The sequence below is a fragment of the Deinococcus arcticus genome, from assembly GCF_003028415.1.
Classification (GTDB): Bacteria; Deinococcota; Deinococci; order Deinococcales; family Deinococcaceae; genus Deinococcus; species Deinococcus arcticus.
The window spans coordinates 53,774-73,554 of sequence record NZ_PYSV01000017.1 but is presented as its reverse complement, the minus strand read 5'-3'; the positions used below and the strand labels follow the sequence as shown (position 1 = coordinate 73,554).

Annotated in this window: 17 protein-coding genes; 11 read left to right on the top strand and 6 right to left on the bottom strand. The window is 63.0% G+C overall.

Annotation, left to right across the window (positions count from 1 at the left end):
- Positions 1 to 136: 136 nt before the first annotated feature.
- Positions 137 to 1,201, top strand: a complete 1,065-nt coding sequence (locus tag C8263_RS15455) for a hypothetical protein (RefSeq protein ID WP_146160719.1) — start codon at positions 137 to 139, stop codon at positions 1,199 to 1,201.
- Here the strand turns inward: C8263_RS15455 and C8263_RS15450 are convergent.
- The 4 genes from C8263_RS15450 to C8263_RS15440 all read right to left on the bottom strand — a co-directional run bounded on the left by C8263_RS15450 (position 1,182) and on the right by C8263_RS15440 (position 3,520).
- The gene (locus C8263_RS15450; RefSeq protein WP_158263829.1) at positions 1,182 to 2,060 is read right to left on the bottom strand and encodes an IS3 family transposase; all 879 of its coding nucleotides are present in this window, start codon (positions 2,058 to 2,060) and stop codon (positions 1,182 to 1,184) included. The two genes, C8263_RS15455 and C8263_RS15450, sit on opposite strands and share 20 nt — an antisense overlap.
- Positions 2,057 to 2,326 carry a transposase gene (locus C8263_RS15445; protein ID WP_107139033.1) on the bottom strand — a complete coding sequence of 90 codons (270 nt, stop codon included), beginning with the start codon at positions 2,324 to 2,326 and terminating at the stop codon, positions 2,057 to 2,059. The genes C8263_RS15450 and C8263_RS15445 overlap by 4 nt, the downstream gene beginning before the upstream one ends.
- Before the next feature lie 422 nt (positions 2,327 to 2,748).
- Positions 2,749 to 2,958 (bottom strand): hypothetical protein, encoded by a 210-nt coding sequence (locus C8263_RS19020; protein ID WP_146160718.1) that lies wholly within the window; start codon positions 2,956 to 2,958, stop codon positions 2,749 to 2,751.
- A 361-nt stretch (positions 2,959 to 3,319) separates the two neighbouring features.
- Positions 3,320 to 3,520: a hypothetical protein gene (locus C8263_RS15440; protein ID WP_107139032.1), complete on the bottom strand. Its 201-nt coding sequence runs from the start codon at positions 3,518 to 3,520 to the stop codon at positions 3,320 to 3,322.
- A 165-nt stretch (positions 3,521 to 3,685) separates the two neighbouring features.
- Here C8263_RS15440 and C8263_RS15430 point away from each other — a divergent pair, with 165 nt between their 5' ends.
- Together C8263_RS15430 and C8263_RS15420 are read left to right on the top strand one after the other, a co-directional pair.
- Positions 3,686 to 4,711, top strand: coding sequence for a hypothetical protein (locus tag C8263_RS15430; RefSeq protein WP_146160717.1), 1,026 nt, complete (start codon positions 3,686 to 3,688; stop codon positions 4,709 to 4,711).
- Positions 4,712 to 5,567: 856 nt separating this feature from the next.
- Positions 5,568 to 5,864 (top strand): hypothetical protein, encoded by a 297-nt coding sequence (locus tag C8263_RS15420; protein WP_146160716.1) that lies wholly within the window; start codon positions 5,568 to 5,570, stop codon positions 5,862 to 5,864.
- 150 nt (positions 5,865 to 6,014) lie between these two features.
- On the opposite strand, the gene C8263_RS15415 is transcribed toward C8263_RS15420, so the two are convergent.
- Positions 6,015 to 6,899 (bottom strand): ParB/RepB/Spo0J family partition protein, encoded by an 885-nt coding sequence (locus C8263_RS15415; RefSeq protein ID WP_107139027.1) that lies wholly within the window; start codon positions 6,897 to 6,899, stop codon positions 6,015 to 6,017.
- On the bottom strand, positions 6,896 to 7,657 hold the full coding sequence (locus C8263_RS15410; RefSeq protein ID WP_107139026.1) for a ParA family protein: 762 nt from the start codon (positions 7,655 to 7,657) through the stop codon (positions 6,896 to 6,898). The genes C8263_RS15415 and C8263_RS15410 overlap by 4 nt, the downstream gene beginning before the upstream one ends.
- Before the next feature lie 721 nt (positions 7,658 to 8,378).
- On the opposite strand from C8263_RS15410, the gene C8263_RS15405 reads away from it, so the two are divergent.
- The 8 genes from C8263_RS15405 to C8263_RS15370 all read left to right on the top strand — a co-directional run bounded on the left by C8263_RS15405 (position 8,379) and on the right by C8263_RS15370 (position 19,774).
- Positions 8,379 to 9,509, top strand: coding sequence for a zinc ribbon domain-containing protein (locus tag C8263_RS15405; protein WP_107139025.1), 1,131 nt, complete (start codon positions 8,379 to 8,381; stop codon positions 9,507 to 9,509).
- An 88-nt stretch (positions 9,510 to 9,597) separates the two neighbouring features.
- A complete protein-coding gene (locus C8263_RS15400) occupies positions 9,598 to 10,047 on the top strand; it encodes an antitoxin Xre-like helix-turn-helix domain-containing protein (protein ID WP_107139024.1) in 450 nt (149 codons plus the stop codon).
- Positions 10,048 to 10,624: 577 nt separating this feature from the next.
- A complete protein-coding gene (locus tag C8263_RS15395; protein ID WP_107139023.1) occupies positions 10,625 to 11,239 on the top strand; it encodes a gamma-glutamyl-gamma-aminobutyrate hydrolase family protein in 615 nt (204 codons plus the stop codon).
- Positions 11,236 to 11,868 (top strand): gamma-glutamylcyclotransferase, encoded by a 633-nt coding sequence (locus tag C8263_RS15390; RefSeq protein ID WP_146160715.1) that lies wholly within the window; start codon positions 11,236 to 11,238, stop codon positions 11,866 to 11,868. Before C8263_RS15395 ends, C8263_RS15390 begins: the two co-directional genes overlap by 4 nt.
- Entirely contained in the window at positions 11,865 to 12,113 is a 249-nt protein-coding gene (locus C8263_RS15385) for a hypothetical protein (RefSeq protein WP_107139021.1), read from the top strand. The genes C8263_RS15390 and C8263_RS15385 overlap by 4 nt, the downstream gene beginning before the upstream one ends.
- Positions 12,106 to 13,128: a hypothetical protein gene (locus C8263_RS15380; RefSeq protein ID WP_107139020.1), complete on the top strand. Its 1,023-nt coding sequence runs from the start codon at positions 12,106 to 12,108 to the stop codon at positions 13,126 to 13,128. Before C8263_RS15385 ends, C8263_RS15380 begins: the two co-directional genes overlap by 8 nt.
- Before the next feature lie 493 nt (positions 13,129 to 13,621).
- Positions 13,622 to 15,019, top strand: a complete 1,398-nt coding sequence (locus C8263_RS15375) for a replication initiator protein A (RefSeq protein WP_107139019.1) — start codon at positions 13,622 to 13,624, stop codon at positions 15,017 to 15,019.
- A gap of 852 nt (positions 15,020 to 15,871) precedes the next feature.
- A complete protein-coding gene (locus C8263_RS15370; RefSeq protein WP_107139018.1) occupies positions 15,872 to 19,774 on the top strand; it encodes an eCIS core domain-containing protein in 3,903 nt (1,300 codons plus the stop codon).
- The last annotated feature ends 7 nt before the right edge of the window (positions 19,775 to 19,781 follow it).

Genomic DNA, 19,781 nt, shown 5'->3' with positions numbered 1-19,781 from the left:
AGCGTGGTGAAGATGGGTTTGCGGGAACTGGTACGGTCGCTCGGCCGGGAGTCAGCCCGCCTGGGCGACTTGATTGACCTCTTGACGCCGTTCCACACGCACTCCCCAGAAAGTGTCGGGTACTGAGGGCTGACAGATGAATGATTCTATGGATTTCGTCCTCGCCGCCAGCGAACATGAGCCGCCCATTCTTGAGGTCACCGCCGCCAAAGCGACCGCGCTTCGCAAACTACCTGTAATCCCGGAAGGCGAGCAGGGGTCATATCACCTGCTCGCTGCTTCGGCACTTCGCCTTCTGACGTCGCACGGCCAAGCGCTCGCCAGCAAGGGCACCTACCGCTTGGTGACGGACCCCAAAATTGGTCAGATGGCACTGGAAGGCGTCAAAGGCTCGCCTGGCCTGTACCGAGGGTTTTCGCGTTCCGGAGGAAAGATCACCCAGCACGCCAAATTCAAACCCATCAAGGGGGCCAAGCTTGCCACGTTGGGGCTGGCGGCCTTCGAAGTCGCCACGATAGTGACATCCACTGTTCATCTGCAAGAAATCGGTAAGCAACTCAAACAGGTGAATGAAACTCTCGATCAACTTCAGGACCTGCTCGACGATCAACGAATTGGCCGCTTGCAGGGCAACTTGACGTACCTCACGGAAATACTGTCCCTTCTTGAGCTCGGAACCTTGACCAGCAGCGACAGTGCGCGCTACGGGGATCAGTTGGAAACCATCTACCGGGAATGCCTCGCCGAGATACAAACTGCAGACAAACAGCTCGTCCGTCGGCAGAAGGAACTGGCCAAAGCCGAAAAAGTTCGGCTCAAGGGTGTGGTGGTTTGGAAGCAACCCAGCAAGGCGGACCAGGCAAAATTGACTGATCGGGTCAAAGACTTCTCCAGTAGCCTCGAAATCGCCCTCCTGGCTCAGGAGACAGCTGTGATGACCTGTGCCGTGGGCACACAACTTCGCCGCTCTCCTATGCAGATGGAATTTAGACTGCGCCAACTTGAACGACAGATCGATCAGCTCAAGGCCAACTGGAAAATTTATGGCGACGTCCTCAAGACCAAATTTGAGGGTGTGGCCGAACGGGAGAGCGTCCGCACAACTGAGCTGGCCCCAAAGTTTGGACAGTCGCGAGTAGAGACTCGGCTCAAGAGAAGGGTACTGCATCGGTGGTGGGTGCTCACCCAGGTGGCGGGATGACGGCCGCCTCTGCGGTGCTCTGTCCGCAGAGGGGGACTTCAGCCTGACGCCTGGCCAGCTGAGCAAATTCGTCTGGCGTGCGGTACTTCAGAGAGGAATGAGGCCGGCTGGTGTTGTAAAACGCCCGGTACCCTTCCAGCACCACCTGAGCGTGCCTGGCCGAGTAGAACACTTCCTGGTTGAGACACTCCTCGCGCAGCCGAGCGTGGAAACTCTCGGCAAAGCCGTTTTGCCACGGTTTCCCTGGTTGAATGAACCGCGTGCCGATGTCCTGGACGGCCAGCCAGATCCCCAGGTCACGGGCGATGAACTCTGAACCGTTGTCACTGCGGATGAATCCTGGTGCCCCACGTTCAGCGATCACCTCATTCAGGACGTCCTTCACGTCCGCGGACGTGAAGGACGCGTGGACCCGCACGGCCAACGACTGCCGGGTGAATTCGTCGGTCAAGGTCAGGATCTTCAGGATGGTTCCGTTCAGGGTCTGGTCAAAGATGAAGTCGTAGGTCCAGACGTGATTGGGAGACTCGGCATGCATCGGAATAGACGTCCCTGTGCGGATTTTCTTGCTGGTCTTCGGTTTGATGGTGAGGGCTTCTTCGCGCCAGATGCGCCGGACCCTTTTCCGGTTGATGTGCTGACCTTCCTGGACCAGCAGCGCGTGAATGAACCGGGAGCCGCGTCGAGGGTGGAGGAGGGCCAACGCGCGGATCCGTTGCCGAAGTGCGCTGTCCTGGCGCGGTGTAGCACGGTAGTGCCAGGAGGATTTCGGGAGGCCCACCAGCAAGCAGGCCCGACCGGGCCTGACCCGCGCAGTGATCAGTTCCTGGATCACCGCGCGTTTCTCGGTGGGCGTCACCGCTTTTTCTGAAGCACACCCTTCATGGCGTCGATCTCCAGGCGCTGCTCGCCGACGATCCGCAGGAGACGGGCATTCTCCTTCTCGAGTTGACGAAGCCGTTTGGCTTCGTCCACGGTGGTGTCGCCGTATTTCTTTTTCCAGCCGTAATAGGACGCCGGACTGCATCCGAAGTCCCGGCAGAGTTCCTCGATCGGTTTCTCGCCCTTCTTGGCGTCCTGGAGCAATTTGATGATCTGGTCTTCGGTGAACTGGCGCGTTTTCATCGGTGGGCCTCGCTTTCCAGCCTACGGCTGGGGGCGAGCCGGAGTCTCTATTTCATCCCGTCCAGTTTTCGGGGGCCAGACCACAACCATCACGGAATTGGCGAAGCTCGTGCAGCAGCATCATCAGCGGCCCAAGCGAATGCTGGCAGCGGTACGGACACTCCAACAGATGCAGTACACAGAAAAACTGGAACTTCTGGTGAAGGTAGAGGACGACCAGGTGGTAGATGTCCGCCGTGTGGTCGAAGCAGCGTCAAGACAACCGTAATCAGGGCGGCTGACATTCAGGCGCACATGAAGTGCTTTCGGCCTCCGCGGAGGAAACTGTCGTCAAGAAGCGATCAACATTTATGTCAAGGTCGGCAACCATATGTGCTCAGCGTTAAAACGCTGTGCGGCATGGTGCATCCACCTGTGTGAGCTCAGTGTGTCTTTGGTGCTGGTGGGCCGAACTCGGCGTAAAACGTATCTTCGACGCGGGTGTCGTAACGAACCCTGCCCTGAGCCAGATAAGTCACAACCCCTTTATCGGTCACATTGACAAGGAGATTGCTCGACCGGCCAGCATGCCGGTTGTTGATGACGTCTTGCAGTTGCGGAAGATCGGTGACGTCCTTATGTCCAATCTCCATGGGCACGTAGTATGCGTTCTTCGACGCATATTTTGCGCCCGCTGCCACCAAAATCACGCCCCGGCGATTGAGGGGGCCTGCATGCGTGCCACGATAGCCTCTGGTGTCAGTCGCTCAAGGAGCGCCGGCACCTGCCCTTTGGGGTAGATGGCATCAGAATTCAGAGAAGCACCCAGGATACGTTGGGGATAAACACGGAGTCGACAGGCACGGTGCATGGAAAGGCCACAGCTGCCAGCATTCAGAGTTGGCCCAGTTTGTCGATCTTCGAATGGACTGACACACCCTGAGGGCCTCGACAGGTGAGCTTTGGCCTCTTGAGACCAGCCAGTTCAGCAGTTACCTTCTCAGTAAAATCATTTCAGTCGACGTCAAAGTCGTTCGGATCAATAAACTGCCCTGCCTCATGCATTGCTTCGACTGCCATGCGCTTGCGGAGATACGCAGGATCAGGCGGAAACAGCTCAGCGATTTCAAGCAACTCATCGTCACTTAATTCAGGTAGGTCACTTGCGTCCATGTCGAATGACTGCCCTGCGAGCCCTTTCTCTTCATCTGGCATAACTTCAGTGTAGACCCGTATGCACTGGCGTCACGCTTATTGGCTCAATTGATCTCCTTCGCTGGCCCGCCCCCTCGCAACCGTGTCCCCACCACGCACCTCACCTTGATGCATGTGCAGAGGATCCGAATGACACTTCTCGCTTCTAAAATCCGCGCCCTGCTCATGCTGAACGAGCTGCACCGTCTGGGGTTCGAGCGGCTGAGGTTCACCAGTTTCGAGCGCGACAGACTTCATATCTATGCCGCCGGTGACGAGGCGGACGCGAGTGCCACCGATGAACGCTTCATCCCGGCCCCTCGCACATTTTCTGTCCCGCTCTCCGAGCGTGAACCCACAAACGGATTGCATCTGAAGGACCATTGGGAACGCCTGCTGGTCAGCGACCTGCGGCCGAATCACCTCGCTGGTCTGTTCGTACTGGACTATCCGGATATCGCCCGTCACGGCTTCGGCCCAGACCTGCCGTATCGCGAATGGTTCCGGGCAGTGGCCGCACACCTGCCGCATCACCTGCTGCCGATCACGCACCCGGCCAATTCGTTTGCCAAGCCCTATGAAGACTTGAAATGGGAATCCAACAGCGCCACCAAAGCCCCTCCCCTGGTGCCGGCCGCGCCGACGCCCACTGACAATGAGGAAGTGCCGGTTTTGACCAGAAGGCAAAACGGACGCAACGCTGTCTTCACTGTGCGTGCCCTTTTGATGCTGGATGAGCTCCACCGGTTTGGGTTTGAGCAGTTGCGGTTCGAGTCCTATGGTGGCCACGGCTTCATCCATATCTTCGCAGCGCGGGATGAAGTGTCGACCGAGTGCCTGGACGCCCGCTTCACACCTGCCGTTCGCCGGTTCAGCACCTTGCAGGACTATGAAGATCTGCCTGTGGGTGGTCACGCCCGCGCGCAGGCCTGGGCGCAGCTCCTCCATGGAACCGTGAAGCCCAATCATCTCGCAGGCCTGTTCCTGCTGGACTACGCCGACGTGGCCCGCTCCGGCTTTGGCGCCGATGAACCCTACCGTCATTGGTTCAGGGGACTTCGCCCGTTTCTGCACAGCGGCCTGCTGCCCATCACCCACGCACATTTCTCGCATGCCCAGCCGCTCCGTGAACTGAGCTGGGAGAGCCTCGGGGCAGTGCCTTCCTTTTCCGGGCCACCACCCAATCCCTACCTGACTGATCCGACTGCTTGATTGGGTTGCCGTCGAAATCGCCGAAAGACAGAGAGGGCAGGGCCAGGGGTGATCACTGGGTTGGGATGGGAGAAGCCGCTCAGTGATGATCTTGCCAGAGTCCTGAATCGACCTCCTGGCCGGGCAGGCACGAGGCTGAACCGAAAAGTCAGGCACTCTGGTGACATGATCACCGCGCCGCTTCTCAACGACGCGACATCCCGGCCAAAGGCCCTCCCCTTTCCGCTTCAATCCGCTCGTTCCTGGAGATCCGAGTGACTTCCTCCCTGACGTCCACCTGCGGGTGTACAACACGTTTTCAGAAGTGCGCCTACGCGTACAAAGTGACGCAGACCTTCTGGATCTGACTTTCTCTCAAGCCACGTGGCGTCAGATCCGGGAGCAGTCGCTGACGTTGACTGGCCTGCCGTACGCGTCGGTCATGGTCATGCCTGAGGTGCCGTGGCTCACCACCCTCGAAGGCCAACTGATCAAACTCCGCGATACGGAGGGGTATGAGGATGTCACCCTGATCAGGGCGTCAGATCTCCTGGTCCAGGACGCGCAGGGTACCTACTTTCATGCCGCCATTAACCACTTGCGCTTCCCCACCGCGCCGCCCCAGTCGGGGTAGGACGCGCACGTCCAGGTCAGCTACCAGCTCACTGGCACGGGCGAGGGCCACCTGGGTTACCTCACGGACGCGGTGCGCTGGAGTGCGCAGTATCAGCTCGCCCTCAACCCTGACGGACAGGTCGCCCTGATGGCTTACGCCACCCTTCACAACACCTCTGACCAGGACCTGCATCCGAGCGCCCTGACCCTGGTGGCCGGCGAAGTGCGCCAGACCCGGGCACACCGAGCTTAGGGGATGGGCATGCATCTGGCGCTCCGCGCTGCACCTCAATGGGACGAGGAACTCAACAGCACCGAGCCGGTGACGGGACTCTACCTCTACGAGTTGCGGCATCCACCCGTGCTCCGGGCACACAGCACGGTCACCATCCCATTTCAGGACATGACCGTCACGGCCTTCGAGCAGCAGGCCGTGATCCACACCTGGCTCAGACATCCAGGGCGCCAGGAAGGTGTGGCCAGACGGGAATGCCGCCTGAAGGCCGCACGCCTACTGGTTCCTGGGAGAGTTCTGCGGAACTCTGCCATTTTTCTGTGATCCCAGAGAGTGGGTGGTGCTCTTCCCTCCCCCGCAGGCCGCCCCCAGGGTCCGCCGTCTCTCACTCCTCTGCGCGGCCACTTAGTCTATCGGTGCTGTGGGACGGCAAAAACGCCCCGGCGGGGGCGTTCTCGTACCGGTACGAGAGGGCTACTCGCTCCCGCCGAGGAGCACGGCAGGCATGCGAGCCAACCATTTTTCTACGGCGCGCTGGTCCTCGGGAGACAGCTTCTCCATAAAGCGCCGGTTCCCCAAATGCCGGACGGCCAGGGCCGCGCGGGACGGCGCCACCTTCGTCGAGGCGGTCAGCTGCCCGACCTGCGCCCGCAGCTCGGAACGCGACGCGCCGCCCTGCGCCAGGGTGATCAGAGCGGCATGATGCTCGGCTGGTGCGGACGCAATGACCGCGCCCAGAGTGAGCGGCAACCCCTGGCGCAGCGCCTCAACCAGCTCGGCGGGCCAGCGCAGAACCCGAAGCTTGTTCTTCGCGAACGAAGCCCAGGACTCGCCCAGGGGAGCGAACACTTCATCCAAGGTGGCGTGCTCCTCACCTCGCTCCTCGGCCAGCAGGCGAATGAGGCGGGTCCGGGCGCCTTCGGGCTCCAGTCCCAATGCCAGCGCCACGAGAGCGAGCTTGCCGTCCACCTCGTCGATAACGTTCAAATTCTCGCGCTGCAGGTTTTCCACCAGGGCCGCCACTCGGGCCTGCCGGTCGTCCAGTTCCCGAACAAGCACCGGGACCTCGCTCAGCCCGGCCAGTTGGGCCGCCCGCCAGCGCCGCTCGCCCGCCACGATCTCGTAGCTCTCCCCCACCGGGCGCACCAGCAGTGGCTGCAGCACGCCTTCGGCCCGAATGCTCTGAGCCAGGGCCGCAAGACTCGCCTCATCGAACGCCCGCCGCGGCTGACCCACGCCAGGTTGAAGCTGCGCGACCGGCAGGATCGTTTTCGCCTGTTCTGGCACCTTCATCACGTCCGCCGTGGCACCCAGCAGGCCCAGGAGACCTGCAGACGGCGTCGGGCGCTTCCGGGTCACGCCGTCACCTCGACGCCGATCGCCTGCGCCACCTGCGCCGTCAGGCGCAGAACGTCCTGATGTGCAGGTGAACCGGCCTTATACCGCCCGACCGGCTCCCCCGCCATCGTGCTGTCCAACCAGACCGCAGCGCGCTCCGGAACCGGATCTGCCAACGGCGTCAGGTGCGCCTGCAGGTACGACAGCACCTCCCGGTCATGCGTGCGCCGCGCGTCGTACATGGTCGGGACGTACAGCGCCACACCCAGCCCTGGACGCAGGCGCCGGTACAGGCCTGTGGCCTTTTGCAGTCCAGGCAATGCGTTCAGGCCCTTGGTCCGGGTCGGAATGGGCACGATGAGGCGGTCAGCAGCGGCAGCGCCCAGAATTGCCAGCTGCCCGACGCTGGGCGGGCTGTCGATCATGACCAGGTCGTACTGCTCCGCCACGTCCCGAAGTGCCTGTTGCAGGAAAAGCTGCGATCCCGGCACACCCAACATTCCGGTTTCGGCCAGCGCCAGGTCAACCTGCGAAGGCACAAGATGCAGCCCGTGCACTGGAATGGGATGGGGGAGAGGTGCCCCTTCGGTCGCCAGGTCAAACACCGTTTGCTCAAGCGAGGGCTCGGCCACGCCCAGCCACGCGGTCAGGTTGGCCTGTGGATCCAGATCGATCAGCAGCACCCTGAGCCCCTGTTGCGCCAACTCGAACCCCACGTCACGCACGATGCTCGTCTTGCCCGCTCCGCCGGCGTGATTGAAAACCGTTAACACCTGCATAGGGTCAGCCTACACTGTGCCCTACCCCAGGCAGACGCGTCTCGACGCGGGCACCGCCTCAATCTCTGGCGCAGGAGGTTGGCCGCCCTCGAGGGGGCACCTGGAATGCCGCGTGCATTCACGGCCAATCGCTCCTCCGTGCGGTTCCTGTCACCTCCTCCTGTGGGCTCACGCAACTTCCAGCCTGTTCTCCTTCCTGGGAAACGTCCTGCTCGGTTCGTACGAGGAGAGCGGCCAGTAGGTACGTTTCCTGGCCAGAACGTCATGACCACAGAGAAGGGCGCAGACACTCCGGTCATGGCGCTCGCGCCTCTCTCCACTTCAGCGCCGCACTTCCGCCGTTGTGCGCCGGCGAGATGCTCCTGCGCACGGGCCAACCTGGCGACCGCCCACATCTCGGCTGTGACGGGGACGGCATCGCCGACGAGGACCAACAGGCGTCGGTTGGTTGCTGCCTCCTTTTTCCGCTCAATGTCACTGAGGCGCCCTCGATGTAGCCGCTCCATTTCATCCACACGCCCTGAAGCGCAGCCAGAACGAGCAGGAAAGCAGCTGGGCTCCGCATCCGGTGCGGTGAACACAGAGCATCCACGCAGTTCAGTAGCCATCTTCTCGTGAGAACCGCCCCTGGCCAGGGGCGGTTTTGGTGTGGGTCAAACAGAAGTTTGGCCGTCAGCCGACACCGCGTGACGCCGTTCTCGCCACTTCAAGGACCACCAACATGGCTTTTCACGATCCCGACAGATTCATCACTCGCAACCACACGTCCAGCTACCCACTCCTCGAGAGCCTGTTCGAGGGTCGGTCCTCGGAAGCCAGCACGCACGGCCCCAAAGGCCGCATCTTCGACCTGCCCGCAGGATTGCAGGTGACGGCCCTCGACGCGCATCACCTGCAGGTCGGTGAGCACGTGCTCCGCACAGACGTCTTTGCCCTGCCTTCAGCGCCGCTGATCGCGGTGGTCGCGGCCTCCCCACTCTTCCGGCAGTACGAGGGGCTGGACGCCCTCCTGCAGGCGCTGCATGACCCGGACACCGGCGTTGACGCCTTCAGACGGCAGCTGTCAGCGGTCGTCGCCGGTGGGCTCCGGAGCGAGCAGCCGGCACAACTCGTGAACCCCTCAAGTGGGTTCTTGGCCAGCTGGCGGCCCGACCAGACCCGCTTCATCCGGACGGATGAGGGCCACTGGTTCACCGCACTCGGCTGCGAGCTGAATCCGAGTGCCGACCTTCTGTCCGCGCCCGTCCGGACGACCTTTGGGGTCGACCTGGGCAGCTCACCGGTGGTGTGCGCGGCCGGCGGGGACCGCCGCGTTCTGGGATTCGGTGGCCAGCACTTTCCCTTGCTGGATGACCTGCGCCGCCGCCGTGACTACGAGGAAGCAGAACGGTGGGTGCTGCGCATGCTGACCTACGCGGTCGGGCGTGCAGAGGCCGAAGCCGCAATCCGGTATCTCGCCGAGCATGGCCGGACGGTCTACGCCGAGGCCCTGACCCTCGAGGGCATGTGGGGCGGGTTTGTGGCCAATGGCCGCCTGCAGGCGACCTTCGACTTCCACTTCGCTTGGCTCCCACAAGGGCTGTACCGGGCCGGTGTGCCGTTCAAGCGGGTCAGTGCGCGTGGGACGAGCCGCCTGTGCCATCTCCATATCCATACGATCGGCAAACGTCTGGGGAGACAGTTCTTCTGCCCTGAGTGTGACGGGCAGCAGCACGCGGACACCAACGCGGCATTCAACATCCTTGACCGGGGGTTGGCCCGCTTCGGTGTCCTGCCGATGCGCCGAGTCCGTTCCCTGCGCCGCGCCGGTCAAGAAGCGAAGCGGCGCAGCGGCACCTACCAGTCTGAGTGAGCGCCACGGCCGTGACCGCAAACCCCGTGTGCGGGCGCCACAGGCCAAGCGTTATGGTTTGCCTCTTCAGGGCTCAAAAGGAACAGTCATGGCACACACCGCCGGCAGTTCAGCCCTCCCGATTGCCACCCTGTCGCTGGTGCTTGAGCTGCTGACGGCCGTCGGTCTGACACAGCCTCAGCAGGCGCAGCTCCTGGGGCTGGAGCGTCACACGCTCCGGCGCGCGCTGCAGGCCCCGCTCCCGCTCAACCTTTCCCCAGAGCAGCTGACCCGTCTGCGTTTGAGCGTGGAGATCGCAACGGCCCTGCGGACGTTGTACGCCGACCATTCAGCAGGCGGGTGGTTCGGGCGTCCGAACGGACGGGCGCCCTTTGAAGGCCAGACGCCGCTGGCGTACGTCCTCGACGGCGGGACCCCAGCGCTGCTCGACACGCATCGCCTGCTCCTCAGCGATCTCACTGGCCAGTTCAGCGCTTCAGCTGAAGCGCGGGCGCTGGCGGCAAGCCTGCCTCAGCCTGAGATCGACCTGGACGAATAGGGAGCGGCCGTCCTCATGCCGTCTGACCTTCCGGTTGCCCGTGCCACTCTCGTGGCACGGGCCTTTCTTTCTCAGGGGGCCGTCAAGAACGGTTTGTCAACGGTGATAAGAATCAGAGAGACCAGGGAGCAGTCCGCCAGGAAGTGAGTCGTCCACCGACGCAGACAGGATGAATACAACCGGCACCGACAGGACGGCGCAGCATTTTCACCGAAGCTCCCTGAGTTGTTTTCTTCAGGTGCGTCACTCGGGGGAGGAGGCAGGGATCCGCGATGGGGCCGTCCTTTTGTCTGAATGGGGCTGGCCCGCTGAGCCGGTGGCGCCTGCGGGTAACGCCAATCCGTGCTGACTGGATACCGCAGATCCGGTCCGATTTAAGGGGCCCACCAGCTCCAGGACCCATGTCCAGAGAGCGGCCTGTGCCTCCTTGCGAATAGAGCTGCGCGGAAACTGACACTTGACAAATCTGCGTCTGAAGGAAGGATCAGTGCGTCTGAGCGCACAAACATCAGCATTTAAAGAGTATCTTTGAAATCTTCACTTGACACGTCTCTGCACGTGGCCTAAAGTGTCAACCATGAAATTGCGCGTTGGGGTCTTCGAGAGCAGCAGGATTGCCGACATCGAGCGGATCTTTCATCATTACTACCCGGACAGCCGACTCACTCACGTCAAGTCACACTTGCAATTGAGTGAGGTCGATGCGGTGCTTGCGGGCGGTGGGCCCGACCTGAATCCTGAGCTCTACGGGCAGGAAGACCGCGCCTGCCGTCACGTGAACAAGGCGCGCGACGCCCGTGATCTGGACCTCATGCACGGGTTGCTCGGCGCCAGGCTGCCCTTTCTTGGTTTGTGCCGTGGCGCGCAGCTCCTCAACGTCGCGCTGAACGGCACCCTCTACCAGGACCTCGCCACTGAGCGTGGCCAGGGTCATCTCCCGGTGCATTCCGTCGCCTTCAGCGGAACAGGCGCCCGTCACCTCGGCGACCGCACTCAGGTCAATTCGACCCACCACCAGGGCATCGATCGTCTCGGCGATGGACTCGAGGTCATCGGCCGCGCCGCCGACGGGCTCCCCGAAGCCTGGTTCCGAGCCGGCGCCATCGGTGTCCAGTTCCATCCGGAAACCCTGATTCACGAGAATCCCTCCTGGCTCAGGCTCTTCGACTGGTGGCTGGCAGGTGCGGCGTGAGCGTTCAGCTCGACGGCCAGCAGATCCGGGCGCGGCGTGAACTGCTGGGACTCACCCTGCAGGAGGTCGCCAGCAAAGCCGGCGTCACCCGCCAGTACGTGAGCTCTGTGGAGGCCGGCAAGATTCAGCTCGTCCCGCCTGGCGTCGCCCGCATCGTCGAGACCGTGGGGCTGACCGTCACCTTCGGGTCGCCGGAAACCGGCGACTTTCCGAGACACTTCTTTACCTACGGCAGCATGAAACCTGGCTTCCTGCGCGCCGGCATCGTCGAGGGCAACCTGCCGGAAGGGCACCAACCCGCCTTTGTGGCTGGGTACCGTCTCTATGACAGCGGAATGGACTACCCCTGTCTGGTCCGCAGCGATGATCCCCGGGACCTGGTGCACGGCGTGGTCTACGAGTTCACCGATCTGACCATCCGCAAGGCGCTGCAGACCTTCGACGTGATCGAAGGGGTCAATGACAACCCACCGCTGTTCCGCCGCCACCGCAGTGTTGCCCTGAGCGCCACGGACGACCCCGACCAGTCCGCCGTGCCGTGTTGGGTCTACCTCTACGTGCCATCCGTCAAAGACCTGAAGCCGGTCAAGGACGGCACCTGGACGAAAGAGAAAGGAAGGAGAAAATGAACGCGAAGCAACTGTTGGATTCGGACAGAGAGGCCTGGGTGCGCCTGATCGCTCTCGAACGGACGTGGGGCCAACCACGCGACGAGATCCTGGCGACGGCGCTGCAGGAGTGCCGGGGCGTCCGTTCCGAACTGAACGCACGCCTGAAGGCCTGGATGTACCCCGACCGGAACGCTGTGCTCGCCTCTGGCGAGCGGCTCTTCGGCAGGGACGGCCGGACCGTCCGGAGGACAACCGGTGCCTGACCACCTGCTGCAGGAGCTCGGCTTCCCCGACTGGCAGGACGTGTCCGGGAAGGCATCAATCGCCGGGCTGTACCCGGCCGGCCAGCGGTGCGGCCTGTACGTCCTGGGCTTCGCCGATGGGGAACGTTACGCTGGTCAGGCTGTCGACGTCACGAAGCGCTACCTGCAGCACCGCAAGACCTATGCGGACCTCACAGGGATCACGTTCAAGGCCGTTCCCAGGGACGACCTCGATGCGCAGGAGCAGCGCTGTATCCACAGCCTAGAAGCCGGAGGAATGCTGCTGAGGAACTTCACGCACATGAGTGTCGTCCGGGGGGGGCGGCCATTCGACGAGGTCGTGACCTCTCAGGAGCAGCAGACCTGGGCCCAGGGCGAGGCCGAACTGCAGGATGACCCGCCTCATGTGCACGACGAATCGCTCAGACGGCGTCAACGCCGGAAGTTCGACCAGTTCATGACGCTGCCTCACGCGCACGACGCCCTGGTGCTGCTGGGGCTGTACCTGCAGGCCACGGTGCCGTTCCCACGGCGGACCGAGCAGGCCTTCTGGACCGTCACGTGCCTGCCCTACGGCCCGGGGAGGGAGGCCACCCTGTACTGCCGGGTCAACCTGAACATGCAGGAGACCTTTTCCATCTACGGCCACCAGAGCGGCCTGGAGGTGAGCATCCACCTGGCGGTCTCCCCACTGGCCGAGCATCTCGGAAGCGACTGGCAGGCCCAGCTCGAAGAGGGAGAATACGAGGTGACTGGCCACCGCTATCAGCCTGGAGGACATGACCAGACGGAGGTGCGGGCATTTGGGAAAGATCATGCAGCCTTCCTGATCTCTGCAGGGCCAACGACCCGGGCGATGGCCCTGCTGAACCTCCGACTGATGCGGCGTGGCGCGACCTACTGGCCAGGCTCACACCACCCGCAACTGGCCGACGCTGCGATGGAGGCGCTCGAGCTGGCTTTGCCGTCCATGGGCCTGGAACAGGGTGGAAACCATGAAGGGGCATCTCCCTGAGGTGACTCGGGGGTCCCGTACCATGCACGTCAACCCCCGGGCCCCTCGGTGCATATATGGCTCCTTCCTTGAAGCAACATCGTCACGCGTTCGGCCCGGGTCGTCGCCGAAGTCACTCAGCGAGGGCTCGAGCGACTTCTGGTGGGCTCATTGGGGGCCCCTCGGCCCGGCTGGGCCAGGGCGCCCGGTACCGCGTGACAGGAAACGTTGCGGGTCAGTCGTTGTCCTGGTGATCCTTCAAGGCCTTCACGGTGTTGAGCGGTGCAGAGGCCCCCAGCGGAGGGGGCAATCGGATGACTTCTGGAACAACAGCAGAGGAAATGGGCTATTTGACAGGTCTTTCAGTCGCGTTTGGTCATGCCGTACACGACCTCGCGGTCATCTGAGGGAAGATCAACCTCGTAAAAAGGGCGGTTCGCCTCTGCCCGAACCGGTACACTGAAGGCCCTGTGAGAGCTCTGTGTTCTGCCCTGCCGGTGGGAGCCCCACCGCGATGAGTCGGCCTTCCCGGAAAGGCGCGGTGGATGTGACGGCCGACGTGCCGCTGCCGCTGCGCCTCGGTGACGGCACCCACAGCGGTCATGACGAACTGAACGTCGCGCGGCTCTCACTCATCAGCGCCCAATCCCGCGTCCCGGCCAGCTATACCAGCTGGACCCGGACGTACCAGAGTGGTGACCGGACCGTGACGGTCACCTGCACCGCGCTGACCGGCCACGTGGTGCCCCACGGCCTGGACAACGACGTGATGGTGGCCATCATCAATCTGTATCTCGAAGATGGGTGCCCTGAAGACGGGACCGTGCGCGTGTCCATGCACCGGCTGCTGCTGGCCGCCGGGCTGCACGGCAGCGCGCATTACTACCGCGAGGTGCGCCAGTGTCTGCGGCGCCTGCAGAGCACGAGCTATCAGATCACCCAGGGCTGGTGGTCACAGGGTCGGCAACGCCACATGGACGCCACGTTCAACTACCTCTGGAAGGTCACGGCGACCCGCGAGGACGAGTACGACGCGAGCAGCGTCCTGGAGATCCGGCTGCCAGACGAGGTGGCGCGGAGCATCCGGGAGGGCTACGTCAAGCCGCTCGACCTGACCTTGTACCGGGAGCTCAGCAGTCCACCAGTCCGGGCGGTATACCGCGTCTTGGACGCCCTACGCTGGGACTCCGGGTCCGCGCAGGACCGGGTGACGCTCAACCTGCTGGAATGGGGCGAGCGGCTGAGCATCTACAGCACCGAACCGGACAAGATCAGACGGGTGCTGCAGCCGGCGCATGACGAGCTGCGGGAGCGCGGCATCCTGCTGGACGTCGAAGTCAACGGCCGAGGAAAGGCGCAGGAGCTGACCTACGTGTTCGCGCCGACCGACCGTTTGCCTGACCCGGACCTGCTCAAAGCCCTCACGCAACGGGGCATGTACCCGGCCGTGGCCGGGAAATACCTGAGCGAACATCCTGATCCGGTTCCCATTCACCTCGCGCTGCGCCGGTTCGACGCCTACCCGGGGAAGAAGCAGAACGCGGGCGCCCTGCTGCGCGACATGCTGATCCACCCGGAGCGGTACGCCGAGGTGGTGCCAGTCCAGGCAGACGAGCCCCGCCCGGCACCGGCGGCGAAGGTCCTGGGCGACATGGAAGCGGCGACAGTTGAAGCGCAGCAGATTGAGGAACTGCAGGCCCTCTCACCGGAACGGCAGCTCACGCGACTCGAGCGCCTGCTGACCTTCGCCCGGGTCACGCCACTGCTCTCCGTTCTCGATCGGGACCGCCTGCGGACCGCGGTCCTGGCGGGCCAGCTGGACGTGGTGACGGTCGTCCGGCTGGTCACCCGGGACATCACCCAGGCGCCAGCTGATAAAGCAGAACGCCTGCGATCACTGCTGCCAGATTAAGTTCGTCAAGTTTGGGGGAAGTGGTTCGTCAAGTTTGGGGGAAGTGGTTCGTCAAGTTTGGGGGAAGTGGTTCGTCAAGTTTGGGGCAAGATGGTTCGTCAAGTTTGGGGGAAACAGCATTTTCTCTGTCCCAGAGGCGTTTATGGCCTACAGCTGGCGTGTTCGTCAAGTTTGGGGGAACGCAACGGTCCTGTTCGTCAAGTTTGGGGGGTTTGTTCGTCAAGTTTGGGGGAAACGCGCCGATTTATTCGTCAAGTTTGGAGGGTTTATTCGTCAAGTTTGGGGGGAAATTCGGGGTTCAAGGACAATTTTCTTCGTCTAGGACGACATTTGTCTTTTGAACAGGCGGAGCACTGATGAAGTGATGATTTTTCTTTTTGTTTAAAAGAATCATCTTTAAACATCTCAGAGGGGTGGAGCATTGGCAGGTCAGGCCTTTCCAGCCTCTCCCCGGCCTTTGAGTCCTCAGCTGAATCCGGGCAGGACAACGGCACTTCAGGCGGCCAAGAACTTCAGCGGTGCTGCATGGAACGCCTGGAACCATCAGGGTGTGCCATGCCGTCTTGCGCTCCCTGCCTGCTGCACGCTTTGACATGTGGAGTTGCCGAACCGGTTTCGCCAGACTGTCGGATGACAGAAGCCCATGGCTTGCGGCGGGCCGTCGGAATGACTTGATTGTGTGTGACGTTGTTGTCGGCAGGGTGTCCACGCCAGGCAGCGCCAAGGCTTCGACACTTGAGGGTTTGGCAGGTCTTGAGAGCCGCCCCGATCTTGTCTGCCGCCATCGACGCACATGCGGCCCGAGCCCTGACCCCCTCCCGGTAGACTGAGGGTCCGTTCGGGAGGTTGGTCATGACGTTCGTGCAGCGCCGCAAATCTCACAAGGCCGCCGTTCAGCCGGCTGCGCTGCCCGTCTTACCGCAGCTTGCCGAACAGAACGTCCGGCAGGCTCGGGCCCAGCAGGCCCTGCAGCAGCACACCCGGCGGCCCGTGGCTGCGCAGCGGCAGGTGGTGCAGGCGCCACTGCGGGCCGCGGCACTTGAACAGGCGGAGGCTGAACGTCTCCAAAGCCGACGTGAGGCGGTGCAGGCACAACTGTCACCTCTTGCCCCGTCCCCAGAGCTCGTGCAGGCCGCTCTCCAACGGCAGACCCAGCCTGCGAATTCCCCCGTGGTTCAGCCTCAGACGCCGGCGGAGTGGGTGACGGTGATGCGGGCCCGGGCAGAGGCGGTCGAAGGGCAGACCCTGGATGCCCGGACGTACGCCGCCTTCACGGCCCTTCAGCGTCAGGTGGCCGCCACGCTCGCCCAGGGGTTTCGCCACGACAAGGGCCCGCCTCAGGCCCGCTACGACGCCTACGGTGAGCATCTGGCGTCCTTGCAGCGTCAGGCGCTCAGCGCCCCGATCGCGCGGGTGGTGCTGGGCATGGTGCCGGCAGGCGAGCGCCTGGCCCTGCAGCGGGCAGTGGACGCGGCGGCGCAGCGGTTCGAGGGGCAGGCGCGCCAGGACGCTGAGGTCCTGCAGGGCCTGGCGTTACAACGTGAACTGGCCGAACTGGATGCGCAGGCCACGCAACCGGTGCTGGCCCGCATTCAGGCGCGGCGTGGGGCAGGTAGTCCATTGCCTGAAGCCATCCGCCGGCACTTGGAGCGGGGCCTGAACCATGACCTGAGCAAGGTGCGGATCCACGATGACGCCGAAGCCGACACGCTGGCCAAAGGCGTACATGCGGTCGCGTTCACGACAGGCACGGACATTTTTTTCCAGAGCGGGAAATTTGATCCAAATACGCAGAGCGGTCTTGAATTGCTGGCCCACGAGGTCACGCACGTGGTTCAGCAGGGCCAGGGCCGTGTGGGTACGGGCATCGACCCCGACCGCGGCCTGGAGACTGAGGCGCAGCGGACGGGGGCGAAACTCGCCCAGGTTATGCCCAGCCCCAAGAGCCTCCTGCCGCCTGTGCCTCACCAGGATGGCCCATACGCCCCAGGGATCTACAGTCCACGCGCCGCCCTGGCTCGCGTGCAAGACGGCGCTGCCAGTCACGCCCTCTTGACCCCACTGCGTGCCCTGCAGCGGCACCCGGACCTGACGATCCAGCGCAGCGTGGTGGGTGACAAGCTCAGCGAACTGGCGGGCAACATCCCGGGCTATAAGCCGCTGACGATGGCCCTCGGTTTCGATCCGGTGGCCGGCAGGGCCGTCAAAGCCGATCCCAATGCCCTACTGACCGCCCTGGGGCAGTTCGTGCCGGGGCCCTTCAGAGACATGGTGAAGGTCGTGCGCGAGCAGAACCTCTTGGGCAAGGCTTGGACATGGTTTAAAGGCGAGCTGACCAAATTGCAGCTCGGCAAGGTGGTGACGGACCTCAAGGCTTCCCTGAGCGGGCTGCCAAATCTCGCGAAGGCCAAAGGCATTCTGGTGGCCGCCACGAACAAGGTCCGTGCGCTGGTGGTGCAGTCGGCCCGCAAGCTGGCCGACATTACCCTGAGCGCCATCACCGCCGGGCTGGGCCCGGCGGGCAAGCGCATCATGGCGCAGCTGCGCCAAGCGGGCGACGTCATCACCCAGGTGCTGAAGAACCCCGGCCAGTTCGCCAAAAACCTGATGAACGCCCTCAAGCAGGGGTTCATGGGGTTCGTGGGGCGGTCCGGGCAGTGGATTCAGAAGGGTCTGGGCGACTGGCTGATGGGCAGCGCTAACATCCAGTTCCCCAGGAATCTGAATGTCGAAGGCGTCCTGATGACGGCCCTGAGCATCATGGACCTGGGCTACGACGCGCTGCGGGCCCGCCTGCTCAAGGAACTGGGGCCGGGAGCAGAGAAGAAGATCGCCTTCCTGGAAGGGGCAGGCGGGGCCCTCGGGCAGCTCAAGGGCAACGTGGGCAAAGCCCCGGAGCTGAAGGCTGTGGCCCCCCAGCTGGGCGGGCAGGTCATCAGTGGCATCAAGACCGAGGTGACGGAAACGCTGGTCAAAAAGGGCATTCAACGCGTGGCCCTGATGTTCAATCCGGCGGGGGCCGCGATCGGCGCGCTCATGACCGCCTGGAGCACCATCCAGACCGTGATCGACAGGGGCCGGCAGATCATGGGGGTGATCATGACCGCGCTGAGCAGTGTCCGGGAGATCGCGGCCGGAAACGTGGCGGGCGCGGCCCGGTACGTGGAGCAGACGGTCGGGAAAGCGCTGCCCGTGATGTTCAGCTTCGCGGCGAACTTCCTGGGCATCGGGAACCTCGGGACGCGCATCAGGAAATTGGTGGGAGGCATGCGCCGGAAGCTGGGCATCGACAAGCTCATCGATGCCGTCATGGCACGGCTCAAAAAGATCGTGGGGGCCGGGAAGACCTTAGCGGCCAACGGCATGCAGCAGGGCCGGGCAGCCGCCCGTCAAGCCATCACGGCCCTGAAAGGCATCATTACGCCGATTCAGAAGTTCCAGGTCGGGAAAGAGAAGCACAGCGTCTGGGTGGAAATGAAGGGCCGTCAACCGGTGATCATGGTGGCGTCCACGCCGGCCGACGCCATGACGCACCTCGCAGAGCTGCGGCAGAAGTGCATCAAGCTGGGGGTTCACACGCAACCCGGCGTGCGGGCTGGTCTGGCCACCGCTGCCACCGTCATCAATCAGGAAAAGCGGCGCATGGCTCAGGCGGTTGGCCCGGCCGTCGCGACCTCGCATGTCGGCACCGGCGCCGCCGATCCCAAGAAGCAGGCCAACAGTGTGGTGCAGCGGGTGCGTCAAGCCCTGATCACCGTGTATGAAGCGCTTGATCAGGCGCAACACCGGTCTGCGGTCGTGACGATCAATGGAACGCCAGTGACGGACGGCGTGCTCAACCAATTGATCCTGCAGGCCGTTCATAGCTCGAAAGCGTACGCAAGGCTTCAGGCGGATACCGCACGGCACACCGGCCAGATTCAAGGCCAGCTGGGGACCGGTACAGGGCAGAACCAGGCCATGGCCAACGTCACCGTTCACCTGGGCCCAGGCGAGTCGTTCGAGGGCATCTACAAGGCGGCCAAGGAGCTGCCCGTGAAGTTCAACCTGAAGGTGCAGGTGACCGTTCACCATCAACCCACGGCGCAGGCCACGACCCCGACGATGGAACTCGTGATCTCCAATGCCCGCAAGATCTTCGCGAAGCGGATTGCCCTGTTCGTGACCAAAGGCGGTTCGTACTCGGTCAAGAACTCGGGCGGGCACCACAAGCCCACGGACCTCATGTGTAGAGAAATTCAAACGATCTGTCAGAGCGCTGGAATCAGCGAGCGCCAGCTCAGTCGGGAACTCCTCATCTTTTCGCAGACAAGGCAACTCGCACCGAAGCTGAGGTCGTCTGTTGGAGGCATCACCGCGTTGATGAGTGTGCTGTCAGGCGCTGAATCATCGCGCGGGGCGACGAACATCATGTCCCTGCGAATGATGCTGGATTTGATCGGCGCCGGAAAAATGACCTTTAGGGAAGCGTTTGAGGGACGTCAGTTCACTCGCTTCGGGGGCGGGGCCTATCCTTTCTCGATGCAGAGTGGGGAAAGTGGAGCGCGTGTCTTTGAGCAACGGTTGACCGCCATTTTGAAGGGGGTTCCCTCGAATGCGAGCGGAAGCGCCACTCAACCGAGAGCCACGCCTCAGGCTGTGGAGTTTGAGCGAAGAACAGCCAGCCTGGCACGTGCCTGGATTGCACATACCAAAATGAAGGCCTTCCCTTCCAAGCAAGTCTTTGTCTCTTGGCTTGTTGAGCAGATCGACTGAGGTGCGA

What these genes read in the sequence shown, in the direction of transcription:
- C8263_RS15395 (WP_107139023.1), top strand. Translation starts at nt 10,625, where the DNA reads ATGAAATTGCGCGTTGGGGTCTTCGAGAGCAGCAGGATTGCCGACATC.
- C8263_RS15420 (WP_146160716.1), top strand. Translation starts at nt 5,568, where the DNA reads ATGCATCTGGCGCTCCGCGCTGCACCTCAATGGGACGAGGAACTCAAC.
- C8263_RS15410 (WP_107139026.1), bottom strand. Translation starts at nt 7,657, where the DNA reads ATGCAGGTGTTAACGGTTTTCAATCACGCCGGCGGAGCGGGCAAGACG.
- C8263_RS15430 (WP_146160717.1), top strand. Translation starts at nt 3,686, where the DNA reads ATGCTGAACGAGCTGCACCGTCTGGGGTTCGAGCGGCTGAGGTTCACC.
- C8263_RS15455 (WP_146160719.1), top strand. Translation starts at nt 137, where the DNA reads ATGAATGATTCTATGGATTTCGTCCTCGCCGCCAGCGAACATGAGCCG.
- C8263_RS15405 (WP_107139025.1), top strand. Translation starts at nt 8,379, where the DNA reads ATGGCTTTTCACGATCCCGACAGATTCATCACTCGCAACCACACGTCC.
- C8263_RS15400 (WP_107139024.1), top strand. Translation starts at nt 9,598, where the DNA reads ATGGCACACACCGCCGGCAGTTCAGCCCTCCCGATTGCCACCCTGTCG.
- C8263_RS15370 (WP_107139018.1), top strand. Translation starts at nt 15,872, where the DNA reads ATGACGTTCGTGCAGCGCCGCAAATCTCACAAGGCCGCCGTTCAGCCG.
- C8263_RS15385 (WP_107139021.1), top strand. Translation starts at nt 11,865, where the DNA reads ATGAACGCGAAGCAACTGTTGGATTCGGACAGAGAGGCCTGGGTGCGC.
- C8263_RS15445 (WP_107139033.1), bottom strand. Translation starts at nt 2,326, where the DNA reads ATGAAAACGCGCCAGTTCACCGAAGACCAGATCATCAAATTGCTCCAG.
- C8263_RS15375 (WP_107139019.1), top strand. Translation starts at nt 13,622, where the DNA reads ATGAGTCGGCCTTCCCGGAAAGGCGCGGTGGATGTGACGGCCGACGTG.
- C8263_RS15440 (WP_107139032.1), bottom strand. Translation starts at nt 3,520, where the DNA reads ATGCCAGATGAAGAGAAAGGGCTCGCAGGGCAGTCATTCGACATGGAC.
- C8263_RS19020 (WP_146160718.1), bottom strand. Translation starts at nt 2,958, where the DNA reads ATGGAGATTGGACATAAGGACGTCACCGATCTTCCGCAACTGCAAGAC.